This window comes from Janthinobacterium sp. 1_2014MBL_MicDiv (assembly GCF_001865675.1).
Taxonomy (GTDB): domain Bacteria; phylum Pseudomonadota; class Gammaproteobacteria; order Burkholderiales; family Burkholderiaceae_D; genus Janthinobacterium.
On record NZ_CP011319.1, the window covers coordinates 6,090,106 to 6,107,607 of the forward strand.

Sequence of the window (17,502 nt, forward strand, 5' to 3'; positions counted from 1 at the left end):
AAACTGACGCTTTACCGACTATTCGCCGCCATTTGCACCACTATATGGCAAAGTCGCTTGCCGGGCCGCTTCCAGCCGTGTTATCAAGGAATTACGTGATGCGCCTGGAAAGCGTTAACGACTTGTCCAGGCCGCCATTTCCCCTATCTTTGCAACTTGCTATTTAACCACGCAAGCGGGCCAATACCCCATCAAGCACGTCCAGGTCCGCAAAATCGATCACCAATTGGCCGCGGCCCTTATTGCCCATTTTAAAAATCACGGGCGTGGCCAGGACGTCGGACAATTCCTCTTCCAGGCGCGCGATATCGCCGGACTTCTCCTTCTGCCGCGGCTCGACCGGATTCGCCGCTTCCTCGAGCGTGCGCGTCACCAGCTTTTCCGTTTCGCGCACCGACAGACGCTTGGCCACGACCTGGTTCGCCAGGGTGATCTGGCTGGCCGCGTCGACGGCCAGCAGCGCGCGCGCGTGGCCCATGTCGATATCGCCGGCCATCAGCATGGTCTGCACGGGACTGGCCAGATTCATCAGGCGCAGCAGGTTGGAGACAGCGCTGCGCGAGCGTCCCAGCGCAGTGGCCGCTTGCTCATGCGTAAAACTGAAGTCGGCGATCAGGCGGTGGATGCCCTGCGCCTCTTCCAGCGGGTTCAGGTCTTCGCGCTGGATATTCTCGATCAGCGCCATGGCAGCCGCGGCCAGGTCGTCCACATCGCGCACCAGCACCGGCACTTCCGTCAGGCCGGCCAGTTGCGAGGCGCGGAAACGGCGTTCACCGGCGATGATTTCATATTTAATCGCGCCGCTGAGGGTATCCTGCCCGATCGGGCGCACCAGGATGGGCTGCATCAGCCCCTGCGCCTTGATCGAGGCGGCCAGTTCATTCAAGGCCCCTTCATCCATGCGCGTGCGCGGCTGGTACTTGCCGGCTTGCATTTGTGACACGGGCAAGTTCGACGGTTGATGCGTGTCCGGACTGGCGAAGTCGCCGCCGCCGCCCAACAGGGCGTCGAGTCCGCGACCCAGTCCTTTTAATTTTTTCGTAGCCATGCTGTCCTAATCGTGTTTTCAGAGTAAGCGCTCACATCATAATGTGCAGGCGCTCGCCCCTTGTTTACATATGTTTGATGCGTTCGACCATCTCGGCGCCGAAGGCGATATACGCCTGGGCACCTTTCGAGCTCGGGTCGAAGGTCACGCCGGGCAAGCCGTACGATGGCGCTTCGGCCAGGCGCACATTGCGCGGGATGATGGTATTGAAGACCTTGTCGCCGAAGTGCTGTTCCAGCTGCGCCGACACTTGTTGCGATAATGTCATGCGTGGATCGAACATCACGCGCAACAGGCCGATGATCTTCAAGTCCGGGTTCAGGTTCGCATGCACCTTCTTGATGGTGTTGACCAGATCGGACAGGCCTTCGAGCGCGTAGTACTCGCACTGCATCGGGATGATCACGCCATGCGCGGCGCACAGGCCGTTCAGGGTCAGCATCGATAATGCCGGTGGGCAATCGACGAGGATGAAGTCGTATTCGTCGTCCACTTCGGCCAGCGCCTCCTTCAGGCGGCGTTCGCGGTTGTCCAGCTCGACCATCTCCACTTCGGCGCCGGCCAGCTCGCGGTTCGACGGCAAGACATCGAAGCGCCCCGCTTCCGAACGCTGGCGTGCCGTTTTGACATCGGACTCGCCCAGCATCACTTCATAGGTGGACGCCTTCAGGCCGGCCTTGTTGATGCCGGCACCCATGGTCGCATTGCCCTGCGGGTCGAGGTCGACCAGCAGCACGCGCTGGTTCAACTTGGCCAGACCGGCGGAGAGGTTGACACTTGTTGTGGTTTTACCAACACCACCCTTTTGATTTGCTACACAAAAAATTTTGGCCATGTATCTTCTAGTTGTAAAGAGATGCAAACTTCATCGTGCGCCCCGGCATTTTTACCGAAACGATTTATACTGTTTATTTCATTTATACGATATAAATCGTTTATACGGTTTATATGATTTATACCGTATAAACCATTTATATGATTTATATCGTTTAATTTTCCGGCGCTTAAACTCTTGCTATAAAGACCAGATGACGCTCTGCATTTAGCCCTGGCACCGCGATTGCGCGTAGCTCCGTAACTCGCCATTCCGCTGGCAGTCGCTCGCGCTCGTCTGGCGGCGCCACGCCCTTCAAGGCGATGAATTGACCGCCCTCCTCCAGCACGTGGCCCGACCAGTTGACGAAGTCCGACAGGTCGGCGAAGGCGCGCGAGGTGATCACGTCGAATTTCCGCTTCACTTCCAGCTGTTCCACCCGCTTCGTGTACACGGTGACGTTGGCCAGGCCCAGTTCCGCCTTCACTTGCGTCAAGAATGCCGTCTTCTTGTGCACGGTGTCGATCATCGACACCTTCACATCGGGCCGCGCGATGGCCAATACCATGCCCGGCAAGCCGCCACCGGCACCCACGTCGAGCACGTTTTTCGCCTCCGCGAACGCCGGTACGGCGGCCAGCGAATCGAGCACGTGCAGGGTCAGCATCTGCATGGGATCGCGCACCGACGTCAGGTTGTACACGCTATTCCATTTGGCCAGCAAGGCCAGGTAATCGAGCAGTTTTTCCGTCTGATCCGCGCTCAGCTCCAGCCCCAGCGCGGCGATGCCTTCATTCAAAATCTGGGCCAGTGCGGCCCGGTCAAACTGCTTCATTCAACAACCTCGTCCTTTAAAGTGGTGGTCTGCGCGGCACCGAAACCGCGCTTTTTCAAGTGCACCAGCAGCAGCGAAATCGCCGCCGGCGTCACGCCGGAAATACGCGATGCCTGGCCCAGGGTTTCCGGGCGCTGCTTGTCGAGTTTTTGCCGCACTTCGACCGACAGCGCACCGATATCGAGGTAATTGAAACCCTCGGGCAAGGCCAGGTTTTCATAATGTTCATGGCGCTCGATTTCCTTGCTCTGGCGCTCGATGTAGCCCGCATACTTGAGCTGGATTTCCACCTGTTCGCGCACGGCGGGATCCGCCACGCCGGGGCCGGCCAGGGCCTGGCCTTCGACGCCCGTCATGCTCATCAGGGTGTCGTAGGCCACGTTCGGGCGGCGCAGCAAGTCCGCCAGCGAATATTCGCGCTCGATGGCCTGGCCAACGATGCGCTCCGACTCGGCAGCTGCCAGGATGCGTGGATTGACCCATGTGGAACGCAGGCGCTCGAGTTCCAGCGCCACCGCTTCGCGCTTGGTCTCGAAGGCCTGCCACTGGGCGTCGCCGACGCAGCCCAGGGCGCGGCCGATTTCCGTCAGGCGCATGTCGGCATTGTCTTCGCGCAGGCTCAGGCGGTACTCGGCGCGGCTGGTGAACATGCGGTACGGTTCCTGCACGCCCTGCGTGATCAGATCGTCGACCAGCACGCCCAGATAGGCCTCGGAGCGGCCCGGTACCCAGGCGTCCTTGTCCTGCGTCAGCAAGGCCGCATTCAGGCCCGCCAGCATGCCTTGCGCGGCTGCTTCCTCGTAGCCCGTGGTGCCATTGATCTGGCCGGCGAAGAACAGGCCGGCGACGGCCTTCGTTTCCAGCGAGGCTTTCAGGCCGCGCGGGTCGAAATAATCGTATTCGATGGCATAGCCGGGACGCAGGATGTGCGCGTTTTCCATGCCCTTCATCGATTGCACGAGGGCGATCTGCACGTCGAACGGCAGGCTCGTCGAGATGCCGTTCGGATAGAACTCGTGCGTCGTCAAGCCTTCCGGCTCGAGGAAGATCTGGTGCGATTCCTTGCCCGAGAAACGGTGGATCTTGTCTTCGATCGACGGGCAATAGCGGGGACCGACGCCTTCGATGACGCCCGTGTACATGGGGCTGCGGTCGAGGCCGGCGCGGATGATGTCGTGCGTCTGCGCATTCGTGTGCGTGACCCAGCACGGCACCTGGCGCGGGTGCATGGCCGTGTTGCCCATCACCGAGAAGACGGGCACGGGATCGAGGTCGCCCGGCTGTTCCTGCATCACGGAAAAGTCGATCGTGCGACCGTCGATGCGCGGCGGCGTGCCCGTTTTCAGGCGGCCCTGCGGCAGTTTCAATTCCTTCAGACGGGCCGACAGCGAGATGGCGGGCGGGTCGCCGGCGCGGCCAGCCGAGTAGTTGTTCAGGCCCACGTGGATCTTGCCATCGAGGAAGGTGCCGGCCGTCAGCACGACGGCGCGCGCGAGGAACTTCAGGCCGATCTGCGTCACGGCGCCAACGACCCGGTCGCCTTCGACGATCAAGTCATCGACGGCTTGCTGGAACAGCCACAGATTGGGCTGGTTTTCCAGGCGCGAGCGGATGGCGGCCTTGTAGAGAATGCGGTCGGCCTGGGCGCGCGTGGCGCGTACTGCCGGGCCTTTCGAGGAATTCAGGATGCGGAACTGGATGCCGGACTCGTCGGTGGCGATGGCCATCGCGCCGCCCATGGCATCGACCTCCTTGACCAGGTGGCCCTTGCCGATGCCACCGATGGAGGGATTGCACGACATCTGGCCCAGTGTCTCAATATTATGCGTGAGCAATAGCGTCTTCTGCCCCATGCGGGCGGAAGCGAGGGCCGCCTCGGTACCGGCGTGACCACCACCGACAACGATGACGTCGAATTCTGTAGGAAATAACATGATAAATAGGTAACAGTGCAAGTAAAAATGCGAGAAGAGAGCTCCGATTATAGAGTCTTTTTGCAAGCGCAACCTTCGACAGGCCAATTTTTGCTTAATTTTTACTCAGCAAGCCCTGTACAACAGGCTTTTTTGTTCCACGTGAAACACACATGCTGGCCACGGCTGCCGTGTACCAGGCACGACAGGGATGGCGGCCGCGCCCGTTTTTCGCTACAATCGCACCATCGTTCGCCAACGTGGTCACGCCCGTGACCGCCAGAACGATGCTCTGGAGGACGGCCTCCCCCATCATGGGAACACACCGGGACGGCCCGCTCTGCACAAGGAGCCACCGTGGTCTGGATACTCTTATTCATCGCCGGTATTTTTGAAGTCGTCTGGGCATATTCGATGAAGCTCTCCGACGGCTTCAGCAAACCCATCCCCTCCCTGATCACCCTCGTCATGATGATCGCCAGCTTCGGCTTGCTGTCATTCGCCATGCGCAGCATTCCGCTGGGCACGGCGTACACGATCTGGACCGGCATAGGCGCCATCGGCGCCTTCATCGTCGGCATCGTGGCGCTCGGTGAACAGCTGAGCTTTATGCGCGTCTGCGCCGCCATCCTCATCGTCTGCGGCATCGTGCTGATGAAGATGTCTTCGGCACATTAAGTCACCTGACCGGCGTACCGCCAGGCGCAAGCGCGTCTGCGCGGCACCGCCACGCCCACCGTTTCATTCTCGTCATAGGAAATCTCATGCTGCTCGAAAACTACTTTCCCGTCCTGCTGTTCATCCTCATCGGCATCCTGGTCGGCATCGTGCCCATGCTGCTGGGGCGCGTGCTGGGACCGCACAAGCCCGACGCGCAGAAGCTGTCGCAATATGAATGCGGCTTCGAAGCGTTCGGCGATGCACGCATGAAGTTCGACATCCGTTTCTACCTGGTCGCCATCCTGTTCATCCTGTTCGATATCGAAGTGATCTTCCTCATGCCGTGGGCGGCGAATGTGAAGGAACTGGGGCTGCTCGGCTTCTGGGCCATCATGGCCTTCCTCACCGTGCTGACCATCGGCCTCGCATATGAGTGGAAAAAAGGAGCGCTCGAATGGGAATGAGCAATCTGCTGTTCCTGAATATGTTGATGGGGATCGGCCTGGCCTATGCCGCCATGCGCGAGTACCGCAAGAATGCCCGCACCTTCCGCGTGCTGGCCGCGGTATCCGGCCTGTCGCTCCTCGTCTGCCTGGGACAGGCCGGCCTGCTGCCAGGTATAAACGGTTCCACGTGAAACAGACATGGCGCTGGAAAGCGGAGTAAGCTGGCGACTGTCCTTACTGCCAGGAGCAGGCATGTCCGCCTTCCAGTTCCGCACCGTGCCCCATCTGATCATCGAGGCGGGTGCCGCCGCCCAGTTGGGCGCGCATGTCGCCCGCCACTTCCCCCTCGTTCGCCGCGCCCTGCTCGTCACCGATGCGGGATTCTTGCGCACGGGCCAGGCCGCCCTTCCCCTGCACAGCTTGCAAGCGGCCGGCATCGAGACGCATGTGTTTTCCGAGGTGCAAGCCGATCCGCCCGAAGCCGTCGTATTGGCCGGCGTGGCGATGGCGCAGATGTTTCACGTGGAACTGATTATCGGCCTCGGCGGCGGCAGCTCGCTCGACGTGGCCAAGCTGGTGGCCGTGCTGGCGCCTGGCCACCAGGACCTGGCGCAGCTGTATGGCATCGGCAATGTACAGGGCCAGCGCCTGCCCCTCGTGCAGTTGCCGACCACGGCAGGCACCGGCTCCGAAGTCACCAACATCGCCATCGTCACCACGGGCGCCACCACCAAGATGGGCGTCGTCGCGCCGCAACTGTATGCGGACCTGGCCATCCTCGACGCCAGCCTGACCCTGGGCTTGCCTGCGCCCGTGACGGCCGCCACGGGCATCGATGCCATGGTGCATGCGATCGAAGCCTATACCAGCCGCCTGCTCAAGAACCCGCTGTCCGACATGCTCGCCACGCAGGCGTTGTCGCTGCTGTCGGCCAACCTCGTCGCCGCCTGTCAGGACGGGGCCAGCTTGCCGGCGCGGCAAGCCATGCTGCTGGGCGCCATGCTGGCCGGCCAGGCGTTTTCCAACGCGCCCGTCGCGGCCGTGCACGCCCTTGCCTATCCGATCGGCGGCCTGTTCCACGTGCCACATGGCTTGTCGAATGCACTGGTGCTGCCGCACGTGCTGCGCTTTAACCTGTCGCACGCGGCGCCCCTGTATGCGCAGCTGGCCACCGTGCTCCGGCCCGGCATCACGGGCAGCGACGAGGCGCGGGCCAACACGCTGATCGACATCCTGCACGATATCGCACTGGCCACCGGCATCGCACGCACGCTGCGCGAGGTGGGCATCGACGCCAGCGACCTGGACCGGCTGGCCGACGCCGCCATGCTGCAGACACGGCTGCTCGGCAACAATCCCCGCGCCGTCACGCGCGACGACGCGCGCGCCATCTACGCGGCCGCACTGTGAAGCAGCAGACGGGATTAGCATGGCCCGCCCTGCTACACTGCCGCCATGACGCCTCCCGATATCCGCATTCACGCCAACACGACCAATTTTCCGCACGGCACCTGTGCGGGCTGCCACGACAGCGCGCCGCTGGGTTTTGCGTTCGAGTATGCCTATCAACCCATCATCGACCTGGACACGCGCAGCATCTATGCGCACGAGGCGCTGGTGCGCGGCCCGCATGGCGAAAGCGCCGCCAGCGTGCTGGCGCACGTCAACGACGAAAACCGCTACCGCTTCGACCAGGCCTGCCGCGTCAAGGCCGTCGCTGGCGCAGCCAGGCTGGGCATGCCAGGCTTTCTATCGATCAATTTCCTGCCCAACGCCGTGTACCGTCCCGACGTCTGCATCCGCAGCACCCTGGAAGCGGCCACCTTGTACAACTTCCCGACCGACAAGATCATCTTCGAAGTAACGGAAGGCGAACGGGTACAGGACCGCCCCCACCTGGTCGAGATTTTCCGCGCCTACCGGCGCTTCGGCTTCCAGACGGCCATCGATGATTTTGGCGCCGGCTATGCGGGCTTGAACCTGCTGGCCGAATACCAGCCCGACATCGTCAAGATCGACATGGACCTGGTGCGCAACATCGACACCTCGCCGCCGCGCCAGGCCATCGTGCACGCCGTTGCCGGCCTGTGCCGCGAGCTGGGCATCCGCGTGCTGGCCGAAGGCATCGAGACGCGCGCCGAGCGCGACTTCCTCGCCAGCTGCGGCATTTCTTTGATGCAAGGCTACTGGTTTTCCCAGCCTGTGTTCCAGGGCCTGGGACAGATCCCCGAGGCGGCCTGGGCATAAAAAACGGCCACGTGAAATGTGGCCGCTTGTTCCACAGGCAAGGTGCCCTAGTTGGGAATATCCACCACCGTACCAGTCACATTGATGGCATTGCCAGGCGCCGCAGCGGCCGCGATCGGCGGCACGTTGACGTTCGTGATCAGCGTCGACGCATCGGCGCGCGTCACCGTGCGCACCACCTGCGATGGCGGCAAGGCTTGCTGCGATGCCAGATGCGCATACATGGCGTCGAGCGCCCGGTTCAGATACACGTGCAGCGGCACGATCAGGGTCGGCAAGGCATTGCTGAAGGAATCGAAATGATTCGCGTGCGTCACCTCGATATAGCGCAGCTTGCTGGCTGCGCCATCTGCAGCCGCATTCAAGCCCACATACGCGCGCGCGGCATGATTGACGGGGATCAGGGTGTCGCTGCGGCCATGCACGATGATGGCCGGCTTGCCCTGCAACTTGCCGCTCGCCCGTACCTCGGCCATGCCGGCGCGCACGCGCGCGCTCTGTCCTGCCAGCGTGCCCTGCAGGGTGGCGCCGGTAACGGCATCACTGCCCGTCGCCAGGCTGCGCAAGCACAGGAAGCCATCGAGCGACTGGTCCGCCAGAGTGGTCGACGGCGAAACGCCCGCCGTATAGACCCTGGCGCCGCCGACGCTGTTTTCATAGACGACATTGCCGAGGATGCCGTTCTGCGCGGCAAAACTGGCCGCCTTTTGCGCCGACGTGAACGCGACCGGATTACCGTTGAGGTCAGTCTGCGCAAACGTCAAGCCGCACACCTTGTCTGTCACGGAGAATTTGCCGTAGGCATACGCATACGTGACGGCCACCAGAATGTTGGTGCCCGCATGCGCCGCCTGCAAGGGATCGGAATCCACCAGCCAGCCATACGCCTGCAGGCGCTGCTTCGCATCCTGCTGCTGCGCCGCCAGGTCGGCACCGTTCAATAAACCCTTGCTGACGAGCGCCGTGCAGCGTCCCGCGTTGCCGGCCACGGCAGCGATGCATGGCTGATACAGCGCCGCATAGGTGGCGTAGTCGAACAGCGAACGTCCCGGCGTGTTTACCAGCACCCCGCCCTGGCGCACGCTGTAGCCGGTTGACGACGCCGGCTGGACTTGCGGCTCGCTGGCGGCGACGCCACTGATGAGTCCTTTGCTATCCTGCTCCGCCGCCAGCAGGGCCGAGCCGGCGCCGTTGGAAATGCTCGAGGCGATGGTGATGGTATTCCTCGGCGTCAGGCGCACGATGCGCGAGCTGCCGTCGCGCGCCAGCACACCGTAGCGCTCGTTCAACACGTAATAGGCCATCTCGATGGCCTGCAGGGTGACCTTGCCCCAGTCCTTCTCCGGATTCTGCTGCGAGTGCGCATGCTTGAAGGCGACGCGGTTCGGGTTGGCGCCAGCCCAGGCCAGCCGGTCGGCATCGCTCAGCTCCGGCGCGAAGATGGCGTTCTTGCCGGCGGCGGCTCTGCCAGCGCGCACGCCGTTCTGCAAGTTGACGCTGTCGTCCTCGAACACATACAGGCCCGTGCCCGAGCCCTTGTCCGCATACGCGACGGCGCAGCCTTTTTTCAGGCCCCACTCGCCCGAGCTGCCGATGGCGCCGTAGATGCCGCGCGAACCGCTCGACGTGCCCGTGACGATGCAGGCGTGGTTGGGATCGAAGCTGGCCGGCACCTGCACCATCAGCGTCACGTTCTTCTTGCCCGTGCCGTCGTCGGCGTAGGCGAGGTACTCGCTGCCGGCGACCAGGCCCTCGCCCGTGCCGACATTGCCGCCCGCGTCCACGTTCGGGCCATACAGGGTGCCGTAGCCGCTGTTGGCGCTGATATCGAGCACGGCGCGGTAGTTGGCGTGTATCGCATTGCGGCGCAGCTCGAGCGGCGTCGGCTGCTCCCCGTTCGCATACGCGGGCGTGGCCGCCGCCAGCCCCGTCTTGCCCAGGCCGGCCGTGAGCAGATCATTGCTCTTGCCGTCGTAGTCGGCGCGCGTGATGGTGCCCAGGTAGCCGGGCATCTGGTTCAGCTCTTCCGGTGCATGGTTGCTGCCGCAGGCTGCCAACGCCAGCAGGGTGCACAGGCCGCTCCCCGCGCGCGTGATCGTCATTTGCATGGTGGTTCTCTCCGTTGAGGTAACAGTGGACGCACAATGAAAAACGCCGGACGAGCAGTCCGGCGTTGTTTGAAAATCAGACCGAGGCCTTGGCCGCCCTGCCGCCGAAGCGGGCGATGGCTTCGCCGACGATGCCGCGCCGGAACATCAGCACGCAGATGACGAAGATGATGCCGGTGACGATGCCCACCGATTCGCCCAGGGTGCCGAACCACTCGACGCCCGTGTGCGTAGCCAGGTAGGTGCCGAAGTCGCCCAGCTTGTTTTCCAGCGCGATGATCAGCACGGCGCCGAGGATGGGACCGGCCATGGTGCCCATGCCGCCCACCAGGGTCATCAGCACGACCAGGCCCGACATGCCCCAGTACACATCCGTCAGGGTTTCAAAGCCCAGCACCAGGGTCTTGGTGGCGCCGGCCAGCGCCGCCAGCGAAGCGGACAGCACGATGGCCATCAGCTTGTACTTGTTGACGTCGTAGCCGAGCGAGATGGCGCGCGGCTCGTTTTCCTTGATCGCCTTTAAGACTTGCCCGAACGGCGAGTGGATGGTGCGCACGATCAGGGCGAAGCCGGCGATGAAGATGGCCAGCACGAAGTAGTACAGCACCGTGTCGTTGCCCAGGTCGATGATGCCCAACAAGGTTCCACGTGGAACACCTTGCAAGCCATCCTCGCCGCCCGTGAACGGCAGGCGCAAGGCGAGGAAGTACACCATCTGCGCCAGCGCCAGCGTGATCATCGTGAAATAGATGCCCTGGCGGCGGATCGCCAGGCCGCCCATGATCAGGCCCAGGCCGGCACCGGTGGCGACACCGGCCAGCAGACCCAGTTCCGTCGGCCAGCCCCAGGTGCGCAGCGCGTAGCCGGTGACATAGCCGGCGCCGCCAAAGAAGGCGGCGTGGCCGAACGACAGCAAGCCCGTGTAGCCGATCAGCAAATTGAAGGCACAGGCAAACAGGGCAAAGCACAGCAACTTCATCAGGAAGACGGGATAGCCGTAAAACGGGGCGGCCAACGCCAGCAGCAAGGCGATGGCGTAGCCTACATTCTTATTCATCGTAATTGCTCCAATACATGACTGATGAGGATTACTTCTCTTTGCCGAACAGGCCGGCGGGACGCAGCAGCAGCACGATGACCATCACGACGAATACCACGGTGGCCGAGCCCTCCGGGTAGAACACGCGGGTCAGGCCCTCGATCACGCCCAGGCCCAGGCCTGTCAGGATGGACCCCATGATGGAGCCCATGCCGCCGATCACCACCACGGCAAAGACGACGATGATCAGGTTCGAGCCCATCAGCGGCGAAACCTGGATGATCGGTGCCGCCAGCACGCCGGCGAAGCCGGCCAGCGCCACGCCGAAGCCGAAGGTCAGGGTCACCATCAGCGGCACGTTGATGCCGAACGCTTCCACCAGTTTCGGGTTTTCCGTGCCGGCCCGCAGGTAGGCCCCCAATTTGGTTTTCTCGATGACAAACCAGGTGGCCAGGCAGACGAACAGCGACGCCACCACCACCCAGGCGCGGTAGTTCGGCAGGATCATGAAGCCCAGGTCGGTCGCGCCGGCCAGCGCTTCGGGCACCGCGTACGGCTGGCCCGAGACGCCATAGAACGAGCGGAACACGCCTTCCATGATCAGGGTGATGCCAAAGGTCAGCAGCAAGCCATACAGGTGGTCGAGTTTATACAGCCAGCGCAGCATGGTTTTTTCGATCAGGATGCCGAACAGGCCGACGAGGATAGGGGCGATGACCAGCATGGCCCAGTAATTGATGTCGAAATAACTGAGGCCCATCCAGGCCAGGAAGGCGCCCATCATGTACATGGCGCCGTGCGAGAAATTAATAACGTTAAGCAAGCCAAAGATGACGGCCAGACCGAGGGACAACATGGCATAGAACGAGCCGTTGACGAGGCCCAGCAGCAGCTGGCTCATCATCGCTTGTAAAGGAACGCCGAAAATTTCCATGGCATCACAGTATAAAAAGCACCGCCGGATGACGGTGTGGTATCAAGGGAAACACGCCGCCGCAGACCGGCGCGACGGCGCAAGGCGAACCCTGCAGGCGACAAGCGTGCAGGACGGATGGCCCACGCCGGGCCATCCGTTGGAGTAGCTCTACAGCCTTACTTCCACAGCGAACACTTCGATTCGGCCTTGGTCACGTACGCTTGTGCGCCGGGCACGGTGGCCACCACCTTGTAGTAATCCCATGGGTATTTCGACTCGGACGGTTTCTTGACTTCCATCAAATACATGTCGTGCACCATGCGGCCATCGGGACGCACTTCGCCATTCTTCGTGAACATGTCGTTGATCTTGGTCTTTTTCAGGTAGGCCATCACCTTCTCGGTATCGTCGGTGCCGAGCGCCTTGACGGCTTTCAGGTAGTTCGCCGCGGCCGAATAGTCGGCCGCCTGCAGCATCGACGGTTCCTTCTTCATCTTGTCGAAATAACGTTTCGACCAGGCCCGCGTTTCCGGATTCAAGTCCCAGTACCAGCCATCCGTCAGGTACATGCCCTGCGTCAGGTTCAGGCCCAGCGAATGGATGTCGTTGATAAAGATGAGCAAGCCGGCCAGTTTCACGTTTTTCGTCACGCCGAATTCGTTGGCCGCCTTGATGCTGTTGATGGCGTCGCCGCCGGCATTGGCCAGGCCCAGGATTTGCGGCTTGGCCGCTTGCGCCTGCAGCAGGAACGAGGAAAAGTCCGAGGCGCCCAGCGGATGCTTGACGCTGCCCAGCACCTTGCCGCCGGCCGCCTTGACGACTTCGGCCGTGTCTTTTTCCAGCGAATGGCCGAACGCGTAGTCGGCCGTCATGAAATACCAGTTCTTGCCGCCCTGCTTGACGATGGTGCCGCCCGTGCCGCGCGCCAGCGCCACCGTGTCATACGCGTAATGCACGGTGTACGGCGTGCACTCTTCATTCGTCAGGCGCGAGGAGCCGGCGCCGATGGCGACGAAGATCTTTTTCTTTTCCGCCGCCACCTTGGCCATGGCCAGGCTGGCGCCGGAATTGGTGCCGCCGATCAGCATGTCGACGCCCTGCTGGTCGAACCACTCGCGCGCCTTCGAGGCGGCGATGTCGGCCTTGTTCTGATGGTCGGCGGAAATGAATTCCACCTTCTTGCCGGCGATGACCACGCCGGCATCGGCGATCGCCATCTTGATGGCTTCCGCGCCGCCGAGGCCGTCGACGTCGGAATACACGCCGGACATATCGGAAATAAAGCCGATCTTGATGGTGTCGCCCGATACCTGGGCGTGCGCGGCGGCGGAAAAGCCCAGTGCAGACAGGGTACACAGGGTGGCGGTGGCAATGGCGATAGCGTTACGTTTCATGGTGTCTCCGTTGGGATTATTGTTTGCTATTCAGTCGATTGCGGGACGACGATACGGCATTACAGGACTACACGCCAAGCAGCTCGGTCAATACCGGCATCTTGGCCTCCAGTTCGGATGCAGCGAAAGTCTCGACGATCTGACCGTGCTCCATCACATAAAACCGGTCCGCCAGCGGCGCGGCAAACCGGAAATTCTGCTCCACCATGACGATGGTGTATCCCTTCGCCTTCAGGGTGGTGATCATGCGCGCCAGGCCCTGCACGATGACGGGCGCCAGGCCTTCGGATATCTCGTCGAGCAGCAGCAGGCGCGCGCCCGTGCGCAGGATGCGCGCCACGGCCAGCATCTGCTGCTCGCCGCCCGACAGGCGCGTGCCCTGGCTGTGGCGGCGCTCCTGCAGGTTGGGAAACATGGCGTAGATTTCGTCCACCGACATGCCCTTCTCGCCGCTGGCCAGGGTGGGCGGCAGCATCAGGTTTTCCTCGGTCGACAGCGATGAAAAAATGCCGCGCTCTTCGGGACAATAACCGATGCCCAGGTGGGCGATTTTGTGCGTGGCCAAACCTATCGCTTCGACGCCGTTGACCTTGATCGAGCCCGTGCGCGCGCCCGTCAAGCCCATGATCGCGCGCAAGGTCGTCGTGCGGCCGGCGCCGTTGCGGCCCAGCAAAGTCACCACTTCGCCCTGCTCCACTTTCAAGTTCACGTCATGCAGGATGTGCGATTCGCCATACCAGGTGTGCAGCTGGGTAATTTCCAGCGCGGCTGCGCTGCCATTCGATTGTGTCGTCATCAATGCGCCCCTTCCAGCTCGGCGTGGGTGGTGCCCATGTACGCTTCCATCACTTGCGGATTGCGCGACACTTCCGCGTAACTGCCTTCGGCCAGCATGGCGCCGCGCTGCAGGACGGAAATCTTGTCGCAGATGCCGGATACTACATTCATATTGTGTTCCACCATCAGGATGGTGCGGCCGGCCGAGACCTTCTTGATCAGTTCCGTGACGCGGTGCACGTCTTCGTGGCCCATGCCCTGCGTCGGTTCGTCGAGCAGCATCATTTCCGGCTCCATCGCCAGGGTGGTGGCGATTTCCAGCGCCCGCTTGCGCCCGTACGGCATGTCGACCGTGATGGTGTCGGCAAACTCCGTCAAGTCGACTTCGGCCAGCAAGGCCATGGCGCGGTCGTTGAGCTGGTTCAGGGAGCGTTCGCTCTGCCAGAAGTGAAACGAGGTGCCGAGCTGGCGCTGCAAGCCGATGCGCACATTCTGCAGCACGGACAAATGGGGAAAGACGGCGGAAATCTGGAACGAGCGGATCACGCCCATGCGGGCGATCTGGGCCGGTTTGGCGGCCGTGATGTCTTTCCCATTGAACAGGATCTGTCCGGATGTGGGGACCAGGAATTTGGTGAGCAAGTTGAAACACGTGGTCTTGCCGGCGCCGTTGGGACCGATCAAGGCGTGGATATGGCCCCGCTCTACCTTCAGGTTCACATCGCTGACGGCGGTGAACCCCTTGAATTCCTTGGTCAAATTTCTTGTTTCCAAGATTACGTTTGACATCGTGTCTCCTAGTTGTACTTTTTGTACTACTTAGTCATTTTTATAATACACAACTTAAATTTAACGCACAATACAGTATAACTACGGGGATTTTTGGCTGGCCCGAATGGCGCAAATGCACGCAGTTACGCGGTCATTTCCAGGCGGCCTGTATCATTTGCGCCGCTTTTTCAGCGATCATCACCGTCGGCGAGTTCGTATTACCAGAAGTAATGTAGGGCATGATGGAGGCATCGACGACGCGCAGGCCGGCCACGCCCAGCACGCGCAACTGGCTGTCGACGACGCTCAAGGGATCGCTGGCCAGGCCCATGCGGCAGGTGCCGACCGGATGAAAGATGGTGGTGCCGATCTGGCTGGCAGCCTGCGCCAGCTCTTCCTCGCTCTGGAACTGGATGCCCGGCTTGTATTCTTCCGGCGCAAATTGTTTCAGGGCCGGCGCCGCGACGATGCTGCGCGTCAGGCGCAAGGCATCGGCCGCCACGGCGCGGTCCTGCTGCGTACTGAGGTAATTGGGAACGATCTTTGGCGCCGCATAGCTGTCGGCACTGGCGATGTGCACGCTGCCGCGCGACGTGGGCCGCAGATTGCACACGCTGGCCGTAAACGCGGGAAACGCATGCAGCGGTTCGCCGAATTTATCGAGCGACAACGGCTGCACATGGTATTGCAGATTCGGCGTCGCTTGCCGCGGGTCGGACTTGGCGAACGCCCCCAGCTGCGACGGCGCCATCGACATGGGGCCGCTCTGGAACAGCGCATATTGCAAGCCGATCTGCATCTTGCCCAGCATATTGCTCGCCATGACGTTCAAGGTCTTGACGCCCTGCACTTTGAACACCATGCGCAGTTGCAGATGGTCTTGCAAATTGCCGCCCACGCCAGGGGCGTCGAGCACGGGCGCGATGCCATGTTCCTGCAGCAGGGCGGCCGGGCCGATGCCGGACAATTGCAGCAATTGCGGCGAGCCGATGGCGCCCGCCGTCAGCACGGTTTCACGTCTGGCTGACGCCTGCCACTGCGTGCCGCCGCCCGTAAACACGATGCCCGTACAGCGCGGCCCAGTCTCCGTCGTTTCCAGCAATAACCGTTCCACGTGGCAACCGGTCATGATCGTGAGATTGGGCCGGCGCGCGGCCGGTTTCAAAAACGCCTTCGACGTATTCCAGCGGATGCCGCGACGCTGGTTGACGTCGAAATACGCGCTGCCGCCATTGTCGCCGCCGTTGAAATCGCTGGTTTTCGGAATGCCCACCTGCTGCGCCGCATCGCGAAAAGCGTTCAGGATATCCCACGACAGCCGCTGCTTTTCCACGCGCCATTCGCCGCCCACGCCATGGTTTTCCGAGGCGCCGCCGTAATAATCCTCGCTTTGCTTGAACAAGGGCAGCACTTTATCCCAGCGCCAGGAAGCGTCGTCCGTCAAGTCGGCCCAATGGTCATAGTCGCCGGCCTGGCCGCGCATATAGATCATGCCGTTGATCGAGGAACTGCCGCCCAGCACTTTGCCGCGTGGATAGATCAGGCTGCGCCCGCCCAGGCCCGCGTCCGCCTGGGTGGAATACAGCCAGTCCGTGCGGGGATTGCCGATGCAATGCAAGTAACCGACGGGAATGTGGATCCAGACGTAGTCGTCCTTGCCGCCCGCTTCCACCAGCAAAACGGTGGCGTTCTTGTCGCGCGTGAGCCGGTTGGCCAGTACGCAGCCTGCCGTGCCGCCGCCCACAATGATGTAGTCGTATTCGCCTGCCGATTCCAATGAAGCTCCTTCAGGTATGCCATCAAGCTGTCGCGCGGCGTGTCTCCCCGCCGCGTCCCGTTTACCAGAGTCTGTGTTCGTTCACGCATGCACGGCCATGAAGTCGCTTTCAAGCCGCAAGCCAGAGTACCACCAGTACCGTGCCAGGGCGACAATAATCGTGCTGATGTCAGCGACTCCAGCGAGCCACGCGAACGTTTCAATGTGGCTAAAACAGGCAAAAACAGGGGCTGGAAGCTGTGGATAAGCATTGGGATATCCACAGGGACGATATGTGCGTAAACGAAAAATTTTTTAGACCGCTTTTTTTTGTCCAGAAACCATCCCAGCCAGATACAACGCTTACTCAGCGCTTATCCGTACGCCAAGCGATTGTTTACAAGGATAAATCAGGACTTATCCACAGAAGTTGCTCGCGTTAACTACTATTACTATTCTTGTATACGATCTTATTAAGGTAAACCCGACAACGCGCGCTTTGCCTGCCCTTCTCCTTGAAGAACATGCACGGACCTGTCTTAAAAAAAAAGCCGGCAAGCAGCTTGGACTGAAAAAAAAATCCAGCCAACAACTGAGCAAGGAAAACCGGCACGGCCGGCATCACGCGCACAGCACTGCCAAACCGTTTTGCAAAATGGAAACGTCAACAGACCTGAGCAGACACACTGCCAGCAAGCTGTTCGATATCAAAAAGAAGGGGGATTAGCATCGATTGTGGATAAGTCGCTTGATATCCACAGGATGACTTGTGAGTAAA

16 protein-coding genes are annotated in these 17,502 nt (G+C 61.5%); 5 read left to right on the top strand and 11 right to left on the bottom strand.

The window, feature by feature from the left end; translation table 11 throughout:
• Positions 1 to 163 precede the first annotated feature (163 nt).
• The 4 genes from YQ44_RS26455 to mnmG form a co-directional block, all read right to left on the bottom strand.
• Entirely contained in the window at positions 164 to 1,048 is an 885-nt protein-coding gene (locus tag YQ44_RS26455) for a ParB/RepB/Spo0J family partition protein (protein WP_071325909.1), read from the bottom strand.
• Between the two features lie 64 nt (positions 1,049 to 1,112).
• Positions 1,113 to 1,883 carry a ParA family protein gene (locus YQ44_RS26460; RefSeq protein WP_071325910.1) on the bottom strand — a complete coding sequence of 257 codons (771 nt, stop codon included), beginning with the start codon at positions 1,881 to 1,883 and terminating at the stop codon, positions 1,113 to 1,115.
• A gap of 169 nt (positions 1,884 to 2,052) precedes the next feature.
• The gene (gene rsmG / locus YQ44_RS26465; protein ID WP_071325911.1) at positions 2,053 to 2,697 is read right to left on the bottom strand and encodes a 16S rRNA (guanine(527)-N(7))-methyltransferase RsmG; all 645 of its coding nucleotides are present in this window, start codon (positions 2,695 to 2,697) and stop codon (positions 2,053 to 2,055) included.
• Entirely contained in the window at positions 2,694 to 4,631 is a 1,938-nt protein-coding gene (gene mnmG / locus YQ44_RS26470; protein WP_071325912.1) for a tRNA uridine-5-carboxymethylaminomethyl(34) synthesis enzyme MnmG, read from the bottom strand. Before mnmG ends, rsmG begins: the two co-directional genes overlap by 4 nt.
• 393 nt (positions 4,632 to 5,024) lie before the next feature.
• Between mnmG and YQ44_RS26475 the strand changes: the two genes are divergently transcribed.
• From YQ44_RS26475 to YQ44_RS26490, 5 genes are all read left to right on the top strand, one after another.
• Positions 5,025 to 5,288 (top strand): DMT family transporter, encoded by a 264-nt coding sequence (locus tag YQ44_RS26475; RefSeq protein WP_442905873.1) that lies wholly within the window; start codon positions 5,025 to 5,027, stop codon positions 5,286 to 5,288.
• Between the two features lie 86 nt (positions 5,289 to 5,374).
• Positions 5,375 to 5,734, top strand: coding sequence for an NADH-quinone oxidoreductase subunit A (locus YQ44_RS26480; protein ID WP_071325914.1), 360 nt, complete (start codon positions 5,375 to 5,377; stop codon positions 5,732 to 5,734).
• Positions 5,725 to 5,907, top strand: coding sequence for a hypothetical protein (locus tag YQ44_RS29210; protein WP_156894983.1), 183 nt, complete (start codon positions 5,725 to 5,727; stop codon positions 5,905 to 5,907). The genes YQ44_RS26480 and YQ44_RS29210 overlap by 10 nt, the downstream gene beginning before the upstream one ends.
• Before the next feature lie 61 nt (positions 5,908 to 5,968).
• On the top strand, positions 5,969 to 7,126 hold the full coding sequence (locus tag YQ44_RS26485; protein ID WP_071325915.1) for an iron-containing alcohol dehydrogenase: 1,158 nt from the start codon (positions 5,969 to 5,971) through the stop codon (positions 7,124 to 7,126).
• A gap of 45 nt (positions 7,127 to 7,171) precedes the next feature.
• Complete coding sequence (locus YQ44_RS26490; protein ID WP_071325916.1) at positions 7,172 to 7,963, top strand: EAL domain-containing protein; 792 nt, start codon at positions 7,172 to 7,174, stop codon at positions 7,961 to 7,963.
• Between the two features lie 47 nt (positions 7,964 to 8,010).
• Here the strand turns inward: YQ44_RS26490 and YQ44_RS26495 are convergent, their stop codons facing one another.
• The 7 genes from YQ44_RS26495 to YQ44_RS26525 form a co-directional block, all read right to left on the bottom strand.
• The gene (locus tag YQ44_RS26495; protein ID WP_442905944.1) at positions 8,011 to 10,065 is read right to left on the bottom strand and encodes a 3-hydroxybutyrate oligomer hydrolase family protein; all 2,055 of its coding nucleotides are present in this window, start codon (positions 10,063 to 10,065) and stop codon (positions 8,011 to 8,013) included.
• 82 nt (positions 10,066 to 10,147) lie between these two features.
• Entirely contained in the window at positions 10,148 to 11,128 is a 981-nt protein-coding gene (locus YQ44_RS26500) for a branched-chain amino acid ABC transporter permease (RefSeq protein WP_071325918.1), read from the bottom strand.
• Between the two features lie 31 nt (positions 11,129 to 11,159).
• Positions 11,160 to 12,044, bottom strand: a complete 885-nt coding sequence (locus YQ44_RS26505) for a branched-chain amino acid ABC transporter permease (RefSeq protein ID WP_071325919.1) — start codon at positions 12,042 to 12,044, stop codon at positions 11,160 to 11,162.
• Positions 12,045 to 12,202: 158 nt separating this feature from the next.
• The gene (locus tag YQ44_RS26510) at positions 12,203 to 13,420 is read right to left on the bottom strand and encodes an ABC transporter substrate-binding protein (protein WP_071325920.1); all 1,218 of its coding nucleotides are present in this window, start codon (positions 13,418 to 13,420) and stop codon (positions 12,203 to 12,205) included.
• A 67-nt stretch (positions 13,421 to 13,487) separates the two neighbouring features.
• A complete protein-coding gene (locus tag YQ44_RS26515) occupies positions 13,488 to 14,216 on the bottom strand; it encodes an ABC transporter ATP-binding protein (RefSeq protein WP_071325921.1) in 729 nt (242 codons plus the stop codon).
• Positions 14,216 to 14,986 (bottom strand): ABC transporter ATP-binding protein, encoded by a 771-nt coding sequence (locus tag YQ44_RS26520; protein WP_071325922.1) that lies wholly within the window; start codon positions 14,984 to 14,986, stop codon positions 14,216 to 14,218. The genes YQ44_RS26515 and YQ44_RS26520 overlap by 1 nt, the downstream gene beginning before the upstream one ends.
• A 133-nt stretch (positions 14,987 to 15,119) precedes the next feature.
• On the bottom strand, positions 15,120 to 16,745 hold the full coding sequence (locus tag YQ44_RS26525; RefSeq protein ID WP_071325923.1) for a GMC family oxidoreductase: 1,626 nt from the start codon (positions 16,743 to 16,745) through the stop codon (positions 15,120 to 15,122).
• Between the last annotated feature and the right edge of the window lie 757 nt (positions 16,746 to 17,502).

What these genes read in the sequence shown, in the direction of transcription:
- YQ44_RS26480 (WP_071325914.1), top strand. Translation starts at nt 5,375, where the DNA reads ATGCTGCTCGAAAACTACTTTCCCGTCCTGCTGTTCATCCTCATCGGC.
- YQ44_RS26460 (WP_071325910.1), bottom strand. Translation starts at nt 1,883, where the DNA reads ATGGCCAAAATTTTTTGTGTAGCAAATCAAAAGGGTGGTGTTGGTAAA.
- rsmG (WP_071325911.1), bottom strand. Translation starts at nt 2,697, where the DNA reads ATGAAGCAGTTTGACCGGGCCGCACTGGCCCAGATTTTGAATGAAGGC.
- YQ44_RS26505 (WP_071325919.1), bottom strand. Translation starts at nt 12,044, where the DNA reads ATGGAAATTTTCGGCGTTCCTTTACAAGCGATGATGAGCCAGCTGCTG.
- YQ44_RS29210 (WP_156894983.1), top strand. Translation starts at nt 5,725, where the DNA reads ATGGGAATGAGCAATCTGCTGTTCCTGAATATGTTGATGGGGATCGGC.
- YQ44_RS26455 (WP_071325909.1), bottom strand. Translation starts at nt 1,048, where the DNA reads ATGGCTACGAAAAAATTAAAAGGACTGGGTCGCGGACTCGACGCCCTG.
- YQ44_RS26520 (WP_071325922.1), bottom strand. Translation starts at nt 14,986, where the DNA reads ATGTCAAACGTAATCTTGGAAACAAGAAATTTGACCAAGGAATTCAAG.
- YQ44_RS26500 (WP_071325918.1), bottom strand. Translation starts at nt 11,128, where the DNA reads ATGAATAAGAATGTAGGCTACGCCATCGCCTTGCTGCTGGCGTTGGCC.
- mnmG (WP_071325912.1), bottom strand. Translation starts at nt 4,631, where the DNA reads ATGTTATTTCCTACAGAATTCGACGTCATCGTTGTCGGTGGTGGTCAC.
- YQ44_RS26495 (WP_442905944.1), bottom strand. Translation starts at nt 10,065, where the DNA reads ATGACGATCACGCGCGCGGGGAGCGGCCTGTGCACCCTGCTGGCGTTG.
- YQ44_RS26515 (WP_071325921.1), bottom strand. Translation starts at nt 14,216, where the DNA reads ATGACGACACAATCGAATGGCAGCGCAGCCGCGCTGGAAATTACCCAG.
- YQ44_RS26510 (WP_071325920.1), bottom strand. Translation starts at nt 13,420, where the DNA reads ATGAAACGTAACGCTATCGCCATTGCCACCGCCACCCTGTGTACCCTG.
- YQ44_RS26490 (WP_071325916.1), top strand. Translation starts at nt 7,172, where the DNA reads ATGACGCCTCCCGATATCCGCATTCACGCCAACACGACCAATTTTCCG.
- YQ44_RS26485 (WP_071325915.1), top strand. Translation starts at nt 5,969, where the DNA reads ATGTCCGCCTTCCAGTTCCGCACCGTGCCCCATCTGATCATCGAGGCG.
- YQ44_RS26475 (WP_442905873.1), top strand. Translation starts at nt 5,025, where the DNA reads ATGAAGCTCTCCGACGGCTTCAGCAAACCCATCCCCTCCCTGATCACC.